Raw genomic sequence first — 16557 nt, forward strand, 5'->3', positions numbered from 1 at the left:
AGCGCCGCTCAGCCCCGCCGCAATTGTTGGCGCCGGGCTACTCTATACACAGCAATGTCCAACAAGCGCAAACCGAAATTCGGCCAGAACTTTCTCGTCGACGACAACGCCCGCCACGCCATCGTAGACGCTCTGGGCGACATCTCCAACCGCACCGTCCTCGAGATCGGCCCCGGCCACGGAGCCATCACCTCGCTGCTCGCCCCGCGCGCCCAGCGCCTCATCGCCCTTGAGCTAGACCACTCCCTCGCCGCCGAACTTACGTTCAAATTCCGCGACCAGCCTAACGTCACCATCGTCCAGGGCGACGTTCTCGAGACTGATCTCGCGGCTCTGATCCCTGAAGGCACCACGGCGGATGTGATCGGCAATCTGCCCTACTACATCACCTCGGACATCCTCCTGCAGCTCTTCGCCGCCGGCCGCGCCGGCTTGCTCAACCGCGCCGTCCTGATGATGCAACGCGAGGTCGCCGACCGCCTCTCCGCCTCTCCCGGCGTGAAGGAGTACGGCCTGCTCGCCGCCACAACGCAGGTCAACGCCGAGGTCGACAACCTCTTTACTCTTCCGCCCTCGGCCTTCAATCCGCCACCGGACGTCTTTTCCACCGTCCTCCGGCTGCACTTCGCCCCGCGTTTCGAAGAGTTGCAGGTCGACCCCGCCGGATTCGACAGCTTCCTGAAACAGATCTTCGCCCAGAAGCGAAAAACTCTGCATAACAACCTCCGCGCCGCCAGTTACGACCCCGAGACCCTCGCCGCCGCCTGGCCTGCAGAGATCCCTCCACAGGCCCGAGCCGAATCGCTCGCCCTCGAACCGCTAGCGGCCCTCTACCGCGCGCTCGCCCAGCACCCACGCGGTCTGTAGTATCCTCAACCTCTGAAACCAGCAGAAAATTGGAGCACATCACCATGGCAAAAGGCGTCAATAAAGTTCTTCTTCTCGGCAACGTAGGCAAAGATCCCGAGATCCGCGCCACCGCAGGCGGCATGACCATCGCAAGCTTCACCCTCGCCACTGCCGACCGCGCTAAAGACGCGCAGGGCAACTGGGCCGATAAGACTGAGTGGCACAACCTCGTCTGCTTCCAGCGCACCGCCGAAGTCGTCCGCGACTACGTCAAGAAGGGCACGCAGCTCTTCATCGAAGGCAAGATCCAGACGCGCTCCTGGGACGACAAGGAGTCCGGCCAGAAGAAGTACCGCACCGAGATCCTCGTCAACGAACTCACCCTTCTGGGCAGCAAGCAGGGCGGCGAATCGAGCGGCGGCTACTCCAAGTCCTCATCCACGAGCTATAACCAGTCCGCCCCAGTCAGCGCACCCGACTACGGCGACACCGGCATCACCGACGACGACATCCCCTTCTAACTCTGAAACCCCGGGCGCTGTCCGACCGTCAACCCTTCATCACTGATTTCTCATTGGGAACTCGCTGCGACCAGGCATCATTCTGAGCGCAGCGAAGAATCCCCGCATTTCGCTCTAGCCTTGCTTAAGGGCACGGCTTCAGCCGTGCCGCGTAAACTCCGTTTCGATTTGCGGCTTTAGCCGCTGAGGTACGCTTTAGCTTCTACCGCTCAACCGGAGGCACCCTCTTGATCCCCGCCCGCGTCGCCCTCTGCCTTCTCTCCGCCACTATCCCCGTCGCAGCCCAGTCCGTCCCCGACCTCGTCATAAAAAATGCCACCGTAATGACGGCCTCCCACGGCACCATCGCCAACGGGAGCGTCTGGGTTCACAACGGCAAGATCGCCGGGATCGGCGCCACGGTCAGCGCCCCCGCCTCAGCCACGGTCATCGACGCGACGGGAAAATACCTCACGCCAGGTATCATCGATCCCCACTCGCACTCTGCTCTCGGCAACGACGTGAACGAGGCCACCAGCCCGGTCACCCCCAGCATGATGATGATCGACGCCTTCGACAGCACCGACAAGGCGCTCTACCAGGCCCTGGCCGCAGGCGTCACCACAGAGCTTCTTCTCCACGGCTCCGCCAACATGATCGGCGGCCAGGCCGTCGTCATCAAGAACAAGTTCGGCCTCAACCGCGAAGATCTTCTATTCCCCAACGCCCCACGCTCCATAAAATTCGCCAGCGGCGAAAACCCCAAGCGCGTCTATGGTGGTCGCAACCAACTACCGTCAACAAGAATGGGCAACTTCGAAGTCATGCGCCAGTCCTTCGAAGACGCCAAGGTCTACAAGAAGGAGTGGGACGACTACAACACCAAGCTAGCCAAAGGCGATAAGGACCTCGTCACCCCGCACCGTGACCTCAAGCTCGAAGCCCTCGCCGACATCCTCAGCGGCAAGCTCTACGTTCAGATCCACTGCTACCGCGCCGACGAGTTCCTCACCGAAGAGGCCATCGCCAAAGAGTACGGGTTCAAGATCCGCGCCTTCCACCATGCGCTCGAGATGTACAAGGTGGGCGACAAGATCGCCAAGGACGACACCGCCATCGCCACCTTCGCCGACTGGTGGGGATACAAAGACGAAGCCTGGGACGCCATTCCCTGGAACGCCGTCATGTCCATGCGCGAAGGCGTTCGCGTCGCCTTGAAGAGCGACTCAAACGACCACATCCGCCGTCTCAATCAAGAGGCCGGCAAGATGGTCCACTACGGCGGAGCGACCGAGGATGAAGCGATCGCGATGGTCACGCTCAATCCCGCATGGGTCATCGGTGTGCAGGACCACACCGGCTCCATTGACCTCGGCAAGGATGCCGACCTGGTGATCTGGAACATGGACCCGCTCTCGACCTACGCCCGCGCCGAGAAGGTCTACATCGACGGCGACCTCTTCTTCGACACCAGCCTGAAAGGTTTCGGCACACCGCACTTCAACGGCGTCATGCACGAAGCCGAATCCGGCGGCTCCCACGACGGCTCCGACGAAGGAGGCAACTAATGCCATTTCTTGTTTGTCATTCCCGCTTCTCTCTTTGTCATTCCCGAAGGGAATCTGCGTTTGCTCTTGCCCTCGCCGTTGCCTCTCTCATCCCCGCCACAGCCGCCCACGCCCAGGCCCGCATGGTCGACACAACCCCTCCCGCAGGCATCACCGCCATCACCAACGGCAAGCTCCTCACCGTCACCCACGGCACCATCGAAGACGGCACCCTGCTCCTGCAATCCGGCAAGATCCTAGCCGTAGGCACCGCCGCCTCCATCAAAGTCCCCACCGGCGCAACCATCGTCGACGCCCATGGCCTCACCGTCTATCCCGGCCTCATCGCTTCCGAATCCACACTCGGTCTCAGCGAGATCGCCTCCGACGACGTCAACAACGACCTCGTCGAGACCAGCGAAGAGATCTTCCCCAACATGCACGTCTACGACGCCTTCCACGCCGAGACCGAGCACATCCCCATCGCCCGCTTCAACGGCATCACCAACGCCATCGTCGCCCCCATCGACACCGACACCATGCCGGGCCAGTCCATGTTTATACAGCTCGCGGGGCGCGACCGCGACGCCATGATCCTCACGAAAGACGTGGCACTGCCGATGAACTTCGGCGCGGACCCTAAGCGCAAAGACAAGTTCCCATCAACGCGTATGGGCGAGATCACGCAACTCCGGCAGGCGCTCATCGACGCGACCGAGTACATGCAGAAGAAGGACGCCGCAGCGAAGAAGTCCGAAGCAAAAGACAGCAAAGATAAAAAATCCGACCCACCCAAGTTCGACCTAAAGAACGAAGCCCTCATCCCCTACCTGAAGGGCGAGAAGCCCGTCATCGTTACCGCCGACGAAGGCCACGACATCGAAGTCGCCATGGGTCTGGCGCAGGAGTTTCACCTGAAGATCGTCCTCGCCCACGTGACTCATAGCCAGGACATCCTCGACAAGATCGCCGCCTGGCATGTGCCCGTAATGTTCGGCCCCATCTACGAGTTCCCCCGCGCTAACGAACGCTTCGATGCCGTCTACACCCTGCCCGCCGAGCTCACCAAACGCGGCGTCAAGGTCACCCTCCTTCCCGGCGACTCCGGCGGAGCAGGCAGCGCGCAATCTCTACGCAACCTTCCCTACGTAGCCGGCATGGCCGTCGCCTACGGCATGCCCTACGACGACGCGCTGAAGTCCATCACCCTGAACCCCGCAGAGATCTGGGGCGTGGCCGACAAGCTGGGCTCACTCGACGTCGGCAAGACCGCCAACATCGTAATCGCCAACGGCGACCCGCTGGATGTCCGCACCTCCGTCAAGCAGGTCTTCATCGACGGAGTCTCCATCCCGATGGAGACCCGCCAAACCCGCCTCCGCGACGAGTATGCTCCGAAGACCGGTACCGCTAAATAGGAGAGTCAAATGCACAGATTTGCGATGCTTCTGCCCCTACTCCTTTTTGCCTCAGTCGCATTTGTAAGTGCATTTTTCCCAAGAGTCTTGCCGACCCTAACGAATCGCTGGTATTCAATGATCGGCATGAAGACCAGAGTGTCCGAAGAAGACTATGCGAGGGTCAGTACACGAAGCGCGTGTTTTGTCATTTTTGCTTTAGTCGTCTTCTGGATGGCGAAGCAAAGCCTTTCTAAATAAAACAGCCCTAGCAAACCCAAAGAAAGAATCAGGCCAGATGACATCTCGTCACTATCTCCTCGCCGTCGTTGCAGTCTTCGCCACTTCGCTGGCATCCGCCCAGACCACCCTCAACGACACCTTCGCCCGCGACCCCAAACAGCCCATCGACGACGCCTACACCGCGAAGATCCACGAATACACCACCGATCCTCATTTCACCTCGCACCTGGTCGACTACCTCCCGGCTTCGAAGACCGTGCCCACCCCGGAAAAAGTTCTCGGCAACATCGCCGGAGCGCCCGACATGCTCCCCTACGCCGAAGATGTCTACAAGTACATGCGGATGCTTGAGGCCTCCAGCCCGCGCGTGAAGGTCACCACCATCGGCCACTCCGAAGAAGGCCGCGAGATGATCGCCGTAGCCGTGGCCGACGAAGCTCTGCTGAAGTCTTACAAAGAGAACGAAGCCCGCCTCGCCAAGCTCGCCGACCCACGTACCATCGGCCTCGACGACGCCAAGGCCAAGCCGCTCATCGACGCCTCCTACCCCGTCTACTACATCACCGGCACCATCCACTCCCCCGAGACCGGCGCGCCGACAGCCTTGATGGAACTCGCCTACCGCCTCGCCGTCGACGACTCGCCCTACATCAAGTACATCCGCTCGCACATGGTCGTCCTCATCACGCCCGTCGTCGAAGTCGACGGCCGCGACCGCATGGTCGATCTCTACAAGTGGCACAAGGCCCATCCCGGCCAGATGTATCCACGCTTGCCCTACTGGGGCCACTACGTCGCGCACGATAACAACCGCGACGCCATGGGCATGACGCTGAACCTGACCCGCAACGTCCTCAACGCCTACATCGACAACCACGCGCAGGTCCTGCATGATCTCCACGAGTCCGTCCCCTTCCTCTACGACAACACCGTAGGCGACGGCCCTTACAACGCCTGGATCGACCCCCTCCTCGCTGATGAGTGGGCCGACCTCGCCTGGAACAACGTCGCGCAGATGCAGTCCTTCTCCATGCCCGGCGTCTTCACCCACGGCGACTTCGACACCTGGAGCCCCGGCTATCTTATGTTCCTCGCCGGGTTACATAATGGCATCAGCCGACTCTACGAGACCTTCGGCAACGGCGGCGCGGACACCGAAAAGCGCATCCTCGATCCCGAAGAATACAGCCGGACGTGGTATCGCCAGAACCCGCCCCAGCCGGTCGTCACCTGGTCGCAGCGCGATAACAACAACTACGAAGAATCCGCGCTGCTCTCGACCATCAGCTACTTCTCGCACAACACGCACCACTTCCTCGAGAACTACTACCTCAAGAGCAAGCGCAGCGTCCTCAAGCCCAGCATCGAAGGCCCATCCGCCTACATCCTCCCCGCCTCGCCGGAAGAGCTCAACCGCCAGCTTCAACTTCTGAGCGTCCTCCAGCTTCAGCACGTAGAGATCAGCCAGCTCAGCGAGTCCGTCACCGTCGCCGTCCCCGTCTCGAAGAAGTCCGAGAAGCCCTCAAATAAAACCGAAGATAAAACTGAAGATAAGCCCGAGGCAGTAGCCGATACCCACAACAAGACGGAAGAAAAAACCTTCCCCGCCGGCAGCTACGTCATCCGTCTCGATCAGCCTTACTCCCGCACCGCCGACGCTCTCCTCGACAAACAGTACTGGGCACCCGACGACCCGCAGAAGCACCCCTACGACGACACCGGCTGGAGCTTCTCCCAGCTCTTCAACGTCAAGACCTTCCGCGTCGTCGACCCCGTCATCCTCGAGTCGAAGATGTCTTCGGTCACTGACCTTAGCGCAGCGGCAGGAAATGTAACCGGCACAGGCACAATCTATGCCATCGCCAACACCGGCCAGACAAGCCTCCTCGCGCTGCTCTATGCGGCCAAATCCGCCCACGTCGAAGTCACCGAAAAGGCCTTCGACGCCGAAGGCCACACCTTCCCCGCAGGGTCACTTCTCATCTCCAGCGTGTCGGACTCCAACCTCTCTCCGATCCTCAAGAAACTCTCGCTCAACGCAACGAAGCTCGGCTCCGCCCCGTCAGCCGCGACCCATGCAGTCACCGCTCCCCGCGTAGCCTTCATGCACACCTGGCTAGGCACCCAGACCGAAGGCTGGTGGCGTCAGGCCTTCGATAAGACCGGCGTCCCCTTCGCCTACATCAACACCCAGACCGTCTCCGCTGAAGAAGATCTCCGCAGCAAGTACGATGTCATCGTCTTCGCTCCCGTAGGCCGCGCCTCCGCGCAGCAGATCATCGACGGCGTGCCGATCAACGCCAGCACCAACCCCATGCCGTGGCAGAAGACAGACCTCACACCCAACATGGGCCTGCTCGATTCCACCGCCGACACCCGACCCGGTCTCGGCTACGAGGGTCTAGCCCACCTCAAGGACTTCGTCGCCAAAGGCGGCCTCCTCATCACCTGCGAAGACACCGCCCAGTTCGCCGCCGAGACCGGCCTGGCCCCCGGCGTCAGCATCGCATCGACGAACGATGTCCGCGTCACTGGCACCGTCCTCTCCAGCGTCTTCGTTGCCAAGGCCAGCCCCATCGCCTACGGCTACGGCAAGACCCTGCCCGTCATGAGCGCCAACGGCATGGCCTTCAACGTCTCCAACACCTACGGCAGCCGAGGTGGACGCACCCTCTTCGACCCCTACGAAAACCGCCCCACCGGCCGCGGCAGCGCCGACGAGTCCGACACCCCGCAAGGTCGTACCAACGTCGCACCAGATATTCTTCCCAAACAGGAACCCTGGCAGCCTCGCCCCCTCAACGAAGAGCAGATGCGCAACAACCCGCAACTCATCCCCACCGCCCTGCGCCCGGAGGTCATCCTCCGCTTCAACGACGGAAAGAACCTCCTGCTCTCCGGCCTACTCGACAAATCAAGCTCCATCGCCGAACGAGCCATCGTCATCGACGCCCACCTCGGCACCGGCAACGTCCTCCTCTTCGCCAACAACCCTGTCTACCGAGGCGAAACCATCGGCAGCTACAACCTCGTCTTCAACGCCATCATGAACTTCGACCACCTCACCCCAACAACGAAGTAGCCTCACATCGGGTGCCCCACCCATGGCTCGCACTTGGCCATGGGTGGGACATTGGTACGAAGCACGAACCGTCTTCCCTTCCCCTCGCCCAAACCCCCGTCATCCTGAGCGAAGCCACTTGCAGCCCCATCGCGAGTGGCGCAGTCGAAGGACCCCGAGCGACTATGCATCGCCCACGCGTCCCGAATCTTTCTGCCATGGAACTCCCACCTCACCATCCCCGTATCACCCCACAAATACGGGAGACCAGCATGCCCCTCAAAATCACCCTCGGCATCACCGGCGTCATCTTTCTCGCCCTCGCCTACCCGATGATTCTCTTCATCCGCCAGCAGCCCGCGCTCTCCATGATGCTCAGCCTCTACGTCACGCTCGGCGTCTTTCTCCTCCTCGCCATCCGCAACCCTTCCGCGCATCGCAGCCTCATCGCCTTCACCGCATGGTCGAGCCTCGCCCACGCCGCCCTGATGGGCACCCAGGCCATGCGCGACATGATCGCCCACGGCGAGCTCATCGGCGTCGCCGTCCTCGCCTTGATCGGCGTTCTCCTGATCGCCCTCGCTCCTGCGAAGCCCCTGTCGACGATTGCCTGAGCCCCGAAATTTCCGCGAAATCTGCAACCCCCTTCCTGTATGCTGGCCGGGCTCTGAAACTCAAGCCCCAGTTCATGCCGTAACCCAACGGCAACCTCAGCGCTTCGAAGGAGAACCATGGCCACCGTCCTCATCACAGGCTGCAGCAAAGGCATCGGCTACGAGACCGCACTCACCTTCGCCCGCGCCGGACACACCGTCCTCGCCACCATGCGCACGCCAGCCAACGCTCCGCAGTTAGCTGAGATCGCGAAGGCCGAATCCTTTCCCATCACCGTCCTCACCATGGACGTCGACTCCGACTCCTCCGTCAGCACGTGCATCGAAGCCCTGCTCGCCAATGGCCCCATCGACGTCCTCATCAACAACGCCGGCATCGAGATGCTCGGCTCCGTCGAAGAACAATCGCTGGCCAACTTCCGCGCCGTCATGGAGACCAACTACTTCGGCGCCATCCGCTGCATCCAGGCTGTCGTCGCATCCATGCGTGAGCGGCAGAGCGGCTGCATCCTCAACATCAGCTCCATCGCCGGCCGCATGTCCTGCCCACCCATGACCCCCTACTGCGCCTCGAAGTGGGCGCTCGAAGCTCTCACCGAAGGCCTCGCCGGAGAGATGAAGGCCTTCAACGTTCGCGTAGCCCTCGTCGAGCCCGGCGTCATCGACACCGCCATGGCCCAGCGTATCGGCGTCTCCGCACCCGCGTCGCCCTACCACCAGGGGGCGCGGTTCGCGGCCATGTTCGCCAACTCGCTCCAGCAGCCCGTGCCGCCCTCACTCGTCGCCGAAGCGATCTTCGACGTCTATAACAGCGGCACCTGGACCCTGCGGCACCTGGTAGGCCCCGACGCCGTCCCCTTCATCGCTCTCCGAGGCTCCATGTCCGACGAAGAATGGGTCACCCTCAACGCGGGCGATGACGCCACCTTCTTCGCCCGCCTAAGCGGCAACTGAACAGACTGCGCAAAGATCGGGCGCCCCATTCATCGTGCCTTTGTCTTATGCGATGAGTGGGACATTCGTGCGAAGCACGAACCGCTTTCATCTCACCAAACCCCATCCACCCCCACCCGGCGACTCCACCCGAACCACATCCCCCGCCTTCACCGCCACCGAACACTTCCCCGGCAATTCGCTCACCTCTTCACCCGAGACCAGCGAAGACCTCCCCAACGCCCCGGCACCACCACCCTCTAATCCATACGGCGCAAAGACGCGACGGTCCGCCAGCAGCGTAACCTGCGCCTCGCCCAGCATCTCGATCTCCCGCACAATTCCATCCCCGCCACGAAACTCCCCGTCTCCGCCCGACCCATTGCGATACCCATACCGCCGCACCCGCAGCGGATACGCATACTCCAGCGCCTCTACCGGCGTATTCAGCGAGTTCGTCATGTGCGTATGAATCCCCGAGACCCCATCCGCCCCAGCCCGCGCTCCCATCCCGCCTGCGATCGTCTCGTAGTACGCAAAGCTCCGGCCTGTGCGCGGATCAACGCCACCAATCGTCAGGTTGTTCATTGTCCCCGAACTGGCCGCCGGAATCCTCCCCGGCATAGCCAGCGCCAGCGCTCGCAGCAGCACATCCACAATCCTCTGCGAAGTCTCAACGTTCCCGCCCGCCACCGGCCCCGGCAACCGTGCATTCACTATCGAACCATCGGGCGCAATCACCGTCACAGGCCGCATAAGCCCCGCTGTCGCCGGCGCGTCTTCTGCAAGCAGACACCGAAACACGTAGTACACAGCCGAGTACGTGATTGCATACACCGCATTGATGCTGCTCCGCACCTGCTCGCTCGATCCGGCAAAGTCCACCGCGACGGACCCCGCACCTGAATCGAAGGTCACGGCCACCGCAATCCGTATCGGCTCATCGCTAAACCCATCGTTATCGAGAAAGTCCTCCGCCTCATACTTCCCTGACGGCACCTTGGCAATCTCTGCCCGCATCAACTCCTCGGAGTAGTCGAGCAGCCCCCGCATCAACTCACGCAGCCGCGCCACGCCATACTTCGCGATCAACTCGCCCACCCGCTCCGCCCCAACGCGGCAGGCCCCGATCTGGCTCATCAGGTCGCCTTCGCGTTCCATCGGCGTCCGGACATTGTGCAGGATCAGCGCCATTACATCGCGCACCACCTCTCCCCCGCGCACAATCCGCACCGGAGGGATCCGCAACCCCTCCTGGTAGATCTCCCGGCAAAGCCCCATGGACCCCGGATACATCCCACCGACATCCGCGTGATGCGCGCGCGCGGCCACATACATCACCGGAGTGGCCTCGCCTTCAACAAACACCGGCAACACCATCGTCAGGTCCGGCAGATGCGTCCCTCCCGCATAGGGATCGTTCAACACGACTACATCCCCCCGCTCCATCTTCACAGCATCAATCGCCGCCCGCACCGACATCGGCATCGACCCCAGATGCACCGGCATATGGTCGCCCATCGCTACCACGGCACCATCGCCATCAAACACAGCACAGGAATAGTCCCGCCGCTCTTTGATGTTCGGCGAAAATGAAGTCCGCCGCAGCACCGCTCCCATCTCCTCCGCCACCGAGTGCGTTGCGCTCTTAAACACTGCTAGCCCCACCGGATCGGTTCTGCTAAGAGTCATTGCTGCACCTCGATCACAACATTGCCGAACGTATCGATAGACACCTCGCATCTGGGCGGGACGACGGTAGTCGCGCTGTACTCCGTGATCAGCGCAGGCCCCACGAAGCGATCTCCGGCTCGCAGAGCATCGCGGTCATATGCCTTGCTCTCCAGCCACCCGCCGTCAAAATGAATCAAAGAATCCTCCACCACCGCCTGCGACCCATCACCCTCTCGCACCAGATGCACCGGGAGGTCAAGTGCCTCAGTCCGAGCCGACATCCGTACCCGCACCGTCACTACCTCCACCGCCCGCGAAGTATCCGCATATCCAAACCGCTTCCGATGCAGCGCATGAAACGCCTCCATCATCCCCTCACCCGCAGCCACGTTCAACTCATACCCCTGTCCCACATACCGCAGGTCGACCGTCCGCTCACTCTCCCCCGTCAACCCTTCCTCGCGAAACTCCTCGGCACCCTTCGCCTCAAGCGAATCGAAATGTAACTCCAATAGTTGCAAATCTGAATCACCCGACACCGAAGACATCACCGTCCGCGAATAATCCCGCACCACATCCGCCATCAGAATCCCCAGCGCAGACAGCGCTCCCGGCATCACCGGCACCAGTACCCTTGGAATCCGCAACGCCCGCGCCAGCGCGCACGCGTGCAGTGGCCCCGCTCCGCCGAACGCCACCAGCGTAAACTCCCGGGGGTCATGCCCCCGCTCGACAGAGATCATACGGATGGCCTTCTCCATCGCCGCCTCGGCCAGCCTTAGAATTCCTTCCGCATACCCCTCTATCCCCAGCCCACGATTCCCTTTGGCCATCTTTTCTCTCGTTCGGTCTACATCCAGGCGGACCTCTCCACCCAAAAAACGATCGGCGTCCAGCCGCCCCAGCACGAGATTCGCGTCGGTCACCGTGACGTGCTCACCCTTGCCGTAACAGATTGGCCCCGGCACTGCGCCCGCCGACTCCGGCCCAACATGTAGCACCCCGCCCGCATCGAACCGCGCCAGCGAGCCGCCACCGGCTCCAACCGTGTGGATATCCAGCATCGGCGCGCTCACCGGAAGCTCCGACACCACAGCCTCATTCGTACTTTGCGGCCCCGTCTCATCGATCAGACAAACATCGGTAGAAGTCCCACCCATATCGAACCCGATGATCTTCTCGAAACCCGCAGCCCGCGCCACCCGCCAAGCTCCCATCACCCCGCCAGCCGGCCCGGAGAGCACCGTCCGCACCGGCTCCCGAGCCGCCAGCCGTGCTGGTACGATCCCTCCCGAAGACTGCATCACTCCCAACGAAGCACCCGGAAACTTCGCCGCAAGCCCAGCCTCCAACGCCGTCAGATACCCGCTCATCTTCGGAGCAAGATACGCATTCACCACCACCGTCGCGCCACGCTCATACTCGCGAAACTCCGGCAGGATCTCGTGCGAGACCGACACATGAACTCCAAGTTCGCTCAGCGCCTCCGCCACCTTGCTCTCATTCACCGGATTCGCAAACCCGAAGAGCAGCGACACCGCCACTGCCTCCGCCCCACTCGCTCGCACCGCTGCCACCAGCTCACGCAACTCCGCATCGGTCGGAGCACGCAGCACCACGCCTTCCGCAGTTATCCGCTCATTCACACCGAACCGTAACTCCTTCGTCACCACGCAAGGCAGCGGCGACCGCATCCAGTCATACAAACTCGGCCGCGCCTGCCGCCCAATCGCGATCACATCCTCAAACCCCGCCGTCGTCACATACGCTACCCGAGCCCCCTTGCGCTCGAGCATCGCATTCGTCCCCACCGTCGTCCCATGTCTCACCTCCGGCACCGAACCCGACTCACCCACCGCAGCCATAACAGCCGCAAGCACCGCATCCCCCGGCCGCTCCGGCGTCGAGAACACTTTCAGCACCTTCAGCTCTCCGCCATTCAGATACACACAATCCGTAAATGTCCCACCGCTATCGATCGCAACCCGCATCCCACCAGCCTAATGCCTCACCTCTCGCCACCAACTCGGGTGCCCCATATCTCGACTCTGAGATGTGGGCATCGAGCGAAGCTCGAGCGCTTTCCTCTTACTTGCCAACGAACTTCCGTTACCATCCCCATAACCCATGCCCACCGAGACCTTCCTCGAACTAGCGAAGAACCCAACCCGCCGCAACACCCTCATCGCCGCCTCTCTCGGCTGGATGCTGGACAGCATGGACGTCATGCTCTTCTCGCTCCTGATCCCCGCCATTGAAAGAGACCTGCAAATATCAGCCGCCACAGCCGGCGGCATCATGTCGCTCACTCTCATCTCCGCCGCCATCGGAGGAGTCTTCTTCGGCTTCGTCGCCGACCGATTCGGCCGCACCCGGGCCCTCTCCGCCAGCATCCTGATCTACTGCCTTGCCACCGGCCTCTGCGCCTTCACCCACTCCGCTCCACAACTTGCCGCATGTCGCATCCTTCTCGGCCTCGGCATGGGTGGCGAGTGGGCCGCCGGCGCCGCGCTCGTCGCCGAGACCTGGCCCACCAGCCACCGCGCCCGCGCTCTCGGCCTCGTGCAAAGCGCCTGGGCCGTAGGCTATGCGCTCGCCGCCGCCATCACCGCGATCGTGATGCCCCGCTTCAGCCCGCACCTCGGATGGCGCGCCGTCTTCCTCATCGGCATGGCCCCCGCCCTCGTCACCCTCTGGATCAGAAGAAGCGTCCACGAACCCACCACCCAGGAAGATCCCAACCCAGCCATCAACTCTGTGCCCCATTCATCGCAGCAGCATCGCGATGAGTGGGTCTCGCCACAACCCTCGCCCCCAGCGACCTCTTTCAAGCACCTGTTCCACGCCCCACTCCTCCGCTCCACCCTCATCATCACCAGCATGAACGCCGCCAGCCTTTTCGCTTGGTGGGGACTCTTCTCCTGGGTCCCGGCCTTCCTTTCGCTCCCCAGCGCCCAGGGAGGCCACGGCCTCAACATCGTCCGCACCTCCACCTTCACCATCCTCATGCAGGCCGGAACCTTCCTTGGCTACACCCTCTTCGGCGTCCTCGCAGACTGCTTCGCCCGCAAGCGCGTCTACATCACCTATCTCGTCATCGCCGCTGCTCTTGTCCCCGTCTACACCCTCGCTGGCAGCGCGACCGCTGTCCTTCTGCTCGGCCCGCTCGTAGGATTCTTCGGCACCGGCTTCTTCTCCGGCTTCTCCGTCATCGCCGCCGAAGCCTTTCCCACCGCCCTCCGAGGCCGAGCCATGGGCATGGCCTACAACCTCGGCCGCATCGCCAGCGCCGCCGCGCCCTACACCATAGGCAAACTCTCCCAGACCCACGGCATAGGCCCCGCATTAGTCCTCACCTCCGCCGGGTTTCTCGGCGCAGCGATGATCGCATCCAGATTGCAAAACGTGCCGTCATCGACGCGCCCATCCTCTCCCATCTGTTGACCGGTTATCGCTGCCCTTGAGGATGCTGACCGCATAATGGACTGATGGACGTCAGCACTTTCACGAGGCATTTTCCTCGCCTTTATCACCTTACTTTCGCCTCCAATTTGCCCAGCATCCGCGAGCATGGTCTCCTCAGCGCGCAGGCTCTGGCCGACCTATACAGCTTCAGCTCGGAAGAGACCGCTGCCGTCCTGAAGCAACGACGCCGCTGCATCCAGCAATTGCATGGCATCACCCTGCGCGATCAACATGCCGCGCAGGAATCCAAGATGAAATCCTGCCTGGTGGGCATCACCGTCCCTGAATGGATCACCCTGCTGAACAGCAAAATCTTCTTCTTCGTCTCAAAAGAGAAGGCGGAAGTGTTAGCCAGATCCTATGCCGCGTATGACAATCTCTTGCTCGACGTCGACACCGCGGCACTGCTCAGCACGCACGGCGAACATGCTTCACTATGCCGGATCAACTCCGGCTCCTTTCTCTACAATCCCCGCCCCCGCGGTCGAGCGTCCTTCATCCCGCTCCACGCCTATAGCTACAAAAACAAGCGTGACACCCCGGCGGAATTGAGCATCGACAAAACCATCCCAAATGTCTTACAGATGTCCAGCATCGCCTTGTAGCTCAATCCAAGCGGTCGAGAAACGATATTGGAAGAGTGGTCCGCTAAACTGGAACCTGCCCTCACGGGAAGCCGCATGCCATCTGAGATCATCCTCCAGCAAACTCCGAACGCCGCTGTTCTCCTCACGAGACGCGAGCAGCTCGCCGCCGTCCGCTCCACGCTTGCGGAGCGCGAATCGGAGCTCGCCCAGCTCCGCGCCCAGCTCACGACCTTCGAAGGCCGCTATCTCCGCCAGGTCGGCATTCTCTACGCCGAACTCGACGATCTCGAAGCCCGCATCGCCGAACGCGAAGTCTCACTTTACGACTCCGAAGCCGCCCGCCGCCGCGCCGAGGAGACCCGACGCCAGGCGCAGGAGACCCACGACGCCGCATTCGGCGAGGCCCGCGAAGCCGAAGAGTTCGATCCGCCGCCCACTCTCAAGACCCTCTTCCGCGAGGTCGCCAAGCGCATCCACCCCGACTTCGCCCGCGACGACGCCGAACAGAACCACTTCACCCTGCTGATGGCCCTCGCCAACCAGGCCTACAAACGCGGCGACACCGACACCCTGCAACGCCTGCTTGACGACCACCGCGAGATCAACGCCCTCATCACCGGCGAAGACGAGGCCGCCGAGCTTCTCCGCATCACCCGCCAGATCCAGCACGCGGAGCGCGACATCGCCGCCCTCGACGCCGAGCGCTACACGATCCTCTCCGGCGACATCGCCCAACTCCACCTCGACGCCGAAGCCGCCGCCCGCGAACATCGCGACCTGCTCACCGAGCTCGCCGCCAGCCTCCGCGACCAGATCGCCGACGCCCGAACCCGCTTCGAGCGCATCGACCGCCAGATCACCGCCCATGGAAAATAAGACTGGGCTGCAACATATCCCCACCGGGACGACGCTGGCGCTGAACTCCACCCGCTCCAGCATCATCGCGCGCGGTCGCCGCGACGCCGCCAACGCCGCCTCCAACCCGCACTACCGGCAAGCCGTCGCCGACTACAACGCCCGCAACTTCACCGAAGCCGCAGCCAACTTCCGCCTCGCCGCCGAGCAGGGCCACGCCGAGTCGCAGTATCTCCTCAGCACGATGTATGACGCAGGCGAAGGCATTCTCCCAGACGACGCCGAAGCCGCCACCTGGGAGCGCAAGGCCGCCGAGCAAGGCCACGCCTACGCCCAGGCCAATCTCAGCTTCCGCTACTACGCGGCGAACGACTTCGCCGAGGCCTTCGCCTGGTGCCAGCGCGCCGCCTACAGCAACCTCGCCTGGGCGCAGTACAACCTCGGCCTGATGTATCGCAAAGGCGAAGGCGTCGAACCCAGCAACGCCGAAGCCGCCTACTGGTATCGCCTCGCCGCCACCCAGAACTTCCCCGAAGCCCAGCAGAAGCTGGCGGACCTTTACTACATCGGCCAGGGCGTCCCGCTCAGCTACACGCAAGCCGCCTCCTGGTATCGCAAAGCGGCAGATCAGGGCAACGCCGAGGCCCAGTTTCAGCTAGGCCACCTCTACGCCATGGGGCAGGGTGTGGAGCACGACTATACTCAGTCCCGCCATTGGACGCGACTGGCGGCGATGCAAGGGCATGAACAGGCGATTCGGGAGCTCAAGCGGCGCGAGTACCGCGACCCGTAGCGGAGGAGCTTCGACCAGGGAGCACGCACTCCCCACGAG

Annotated in this window: 13 protein-coding genes; 11 read left to right on the plus strand and 2 right to left on the minus strand. The window is 62.5% G+C overall.

Annotated features, from left to right (window positions below):
- The first annotated feature begins 54 nt into the window (after nt 1–54).
- The 7 genes from rsmA (at nt 55) to HDF16_RS01160 (ending at nt 9165) form a co-directional block, all read left to right on the plus strand.
- The gene (gene rsmA, locus HDF16_RS01130) at nt 55–867 is read left to right on the plus strand and encodes a 16S rRNA (adenine(1518)-N(6)/adenine(1519)-N(6))-dimethyltransferase RsmA (protein ID WP_184213320.1); all 813 of its coding nucleotides are present in this window, start codon (nt 55–57) and stop codon (nt 865–867) included.
- Between the two features lie 44 nt (nt 868–911).
- Entirely contained in the window at nt 912–1370 is a 459-nt protein-coding gene (locus HDF16_RS01135; protein ID WP_184213322.1) for a single-stranded DNA-binding protein, read from the plus strand.
- Nucleotides 1371–1597: 227 nt separating this feature from the next.
- The gene (locus HDF16_RS01140; RefSeq protein ID WP_246408555.1) at nt 1598–2917 is read left to right on the plus strand and encodes an amidohydrolase family protein; all 1320 of its coding nucleotides are present in this window, start codon (nt 1598–1600) and stop codon (nt 2915–2917) included.
- Nucleotides 2917–4314 (plus strand): amidohydrolase family protein, encoded by a 1398-nt coding sequence (locus tag HDF16_RS01145; RefSeq protein WP_246408557.1) that lies wholly within the window; start codon nt 2917–2919, stop codon nt 4312–4314. The genes HDF16_RS01140 and HDF16_RS01145 overlap by 1 nt, the downstream gene beginning before the upstream one ends.
- A gap of 277 nt (nt 4315–4591) precedes the next feature.
- A complete protein-coding gene (locus HDF16_RS01150; RefSeq protein ID WP_184213324.1) occupies nt 4592–7618 on the plus strand; it encodes a M14 family zinc carboxypeptidase in 3027 nt (1008 codons plus the stop codon).
- 251 nt (nt 7619–7869) lie between these two features.
- The gene (locus HDF16_RS01155) at nt 7870–8211 is read left to right on the plus strand and encodes a DUF6632 domain-containing protein (protein WP_184213326.1); all 342 of its coding nucleotides are present in this window, start codon (nt 7870–7872) and stop codon (nt 8209–8211) included.
- Nucleotides 8212–8328: 117 nt separating this feature from the next.
- Complete coding sequence (locus tag HDF16_RS01160) at nt 8329–9165, plus strand: SDR family oxidoreductase (protein WP_184213328.1); 837 nt, start codon at nt 8329–8331, stop codon at nt 9163–9165.
- 87 nt (nt 9166–9252) lie between these two features.
- Here HDF16_RS01160 and HDF16_RS01165 read toward each other — a convergent pair whose 3' ends face one another.
- The gene (locus tag HDF16_RS01165) at nt 9253–10836 is read right to left on the minus strand and encodes a hydantoinase B/oxoprolinase family protein (protein ID WP_184213330.1); all 1584 of its coding nucleotides are present in this window, start codon (nt 10834–10836) and stop codon (nt 9253–9255) included.
- Nucleotides 10833–12809 carry a hydantoinase/oxoprolinase family protein gene (locus tag HDF16_RS01170; protein WP_184213332.1) on the minus strand — a complete coding sequence of 659 codons (1977 nt, stop codon included), beginning with the start codon at nt 12807–12809 and terminating at the stop codon, nt 10833–10835. The genes HDF16_RS01165 and HDF16_RS01170 overlap by 4 nt, the downstream gene beginning before the upstream one ends.
- Before the next feature lie 136 nt (nt 12810–12945).
- On the opposite strand from HDF16_RS01170, the gene HDF16_RS01175 reads away from it, so the two are divergent.
- The 4 genes from HDF16_RS01175 to HDF16_RS01190 all read left to right on the plus strand — a co-directional run bounded on the left by HDF16_RS01175 (nt 12946) and on the right by HDF16_RS01190 (nt 16518).
- Nucleotides 12946–14262 (plus strand): MFS transporter, encoded by a 1317-nt coding sequence (locus HDF16_RS01175; protein ID WP_184213334.1) that lies wholly within the window; start codon nt 12946–12948, stop codon nt 14260–14262.
- Nucleotides 14263–14306: 44 nt separating this feature from the next.
- The gene (locus tag HDF16_RS01180) at nt 14307–14888 is read left to right on the plus strand and encodes a DUF7002 family protein (protein ID WP_184213336.1); all 582 of its coding nucleotides are present in this window, start codon (nt 14307–14309) and stop codon (nt 14886–14888) included.
- Nucleotides 14889–14963: 75 nt separating this feature from the next.
- Nucleotides 14964–15746, plus strand: coding sequence for a hypothetical protein (locus HDF16_RS01185; RefSeq protein ID WP_184213338.1), 783 nt, complete (start codon nt 14964–14966; stop codon nt 15744–15746).
- Entirely contained in the window at nt 15736–16518 is a 783-nt protein-coding gene (locus HDF16_RS01190; RefSeq protein WP_184213340.1) for a tetratricopeptide repeat protein, read from the plus strand. The genes HDF16_RS01185 and HDF16_RS01190 overlap by 11 nt, the downstream gene beginning before the upstream one ends.
- The last annotated feature ends 39 nt before the right edge of the window (nt 16519–16557 follow it).

This window comes from Granulicella aggregans, from assembly GCF_014203275.1.
Taxonomy (GTDB): Bacteria; Acidobacteriota; Terriglobia; order Terriglobales; family Acidobacteriaceae; genus Edaphobacter.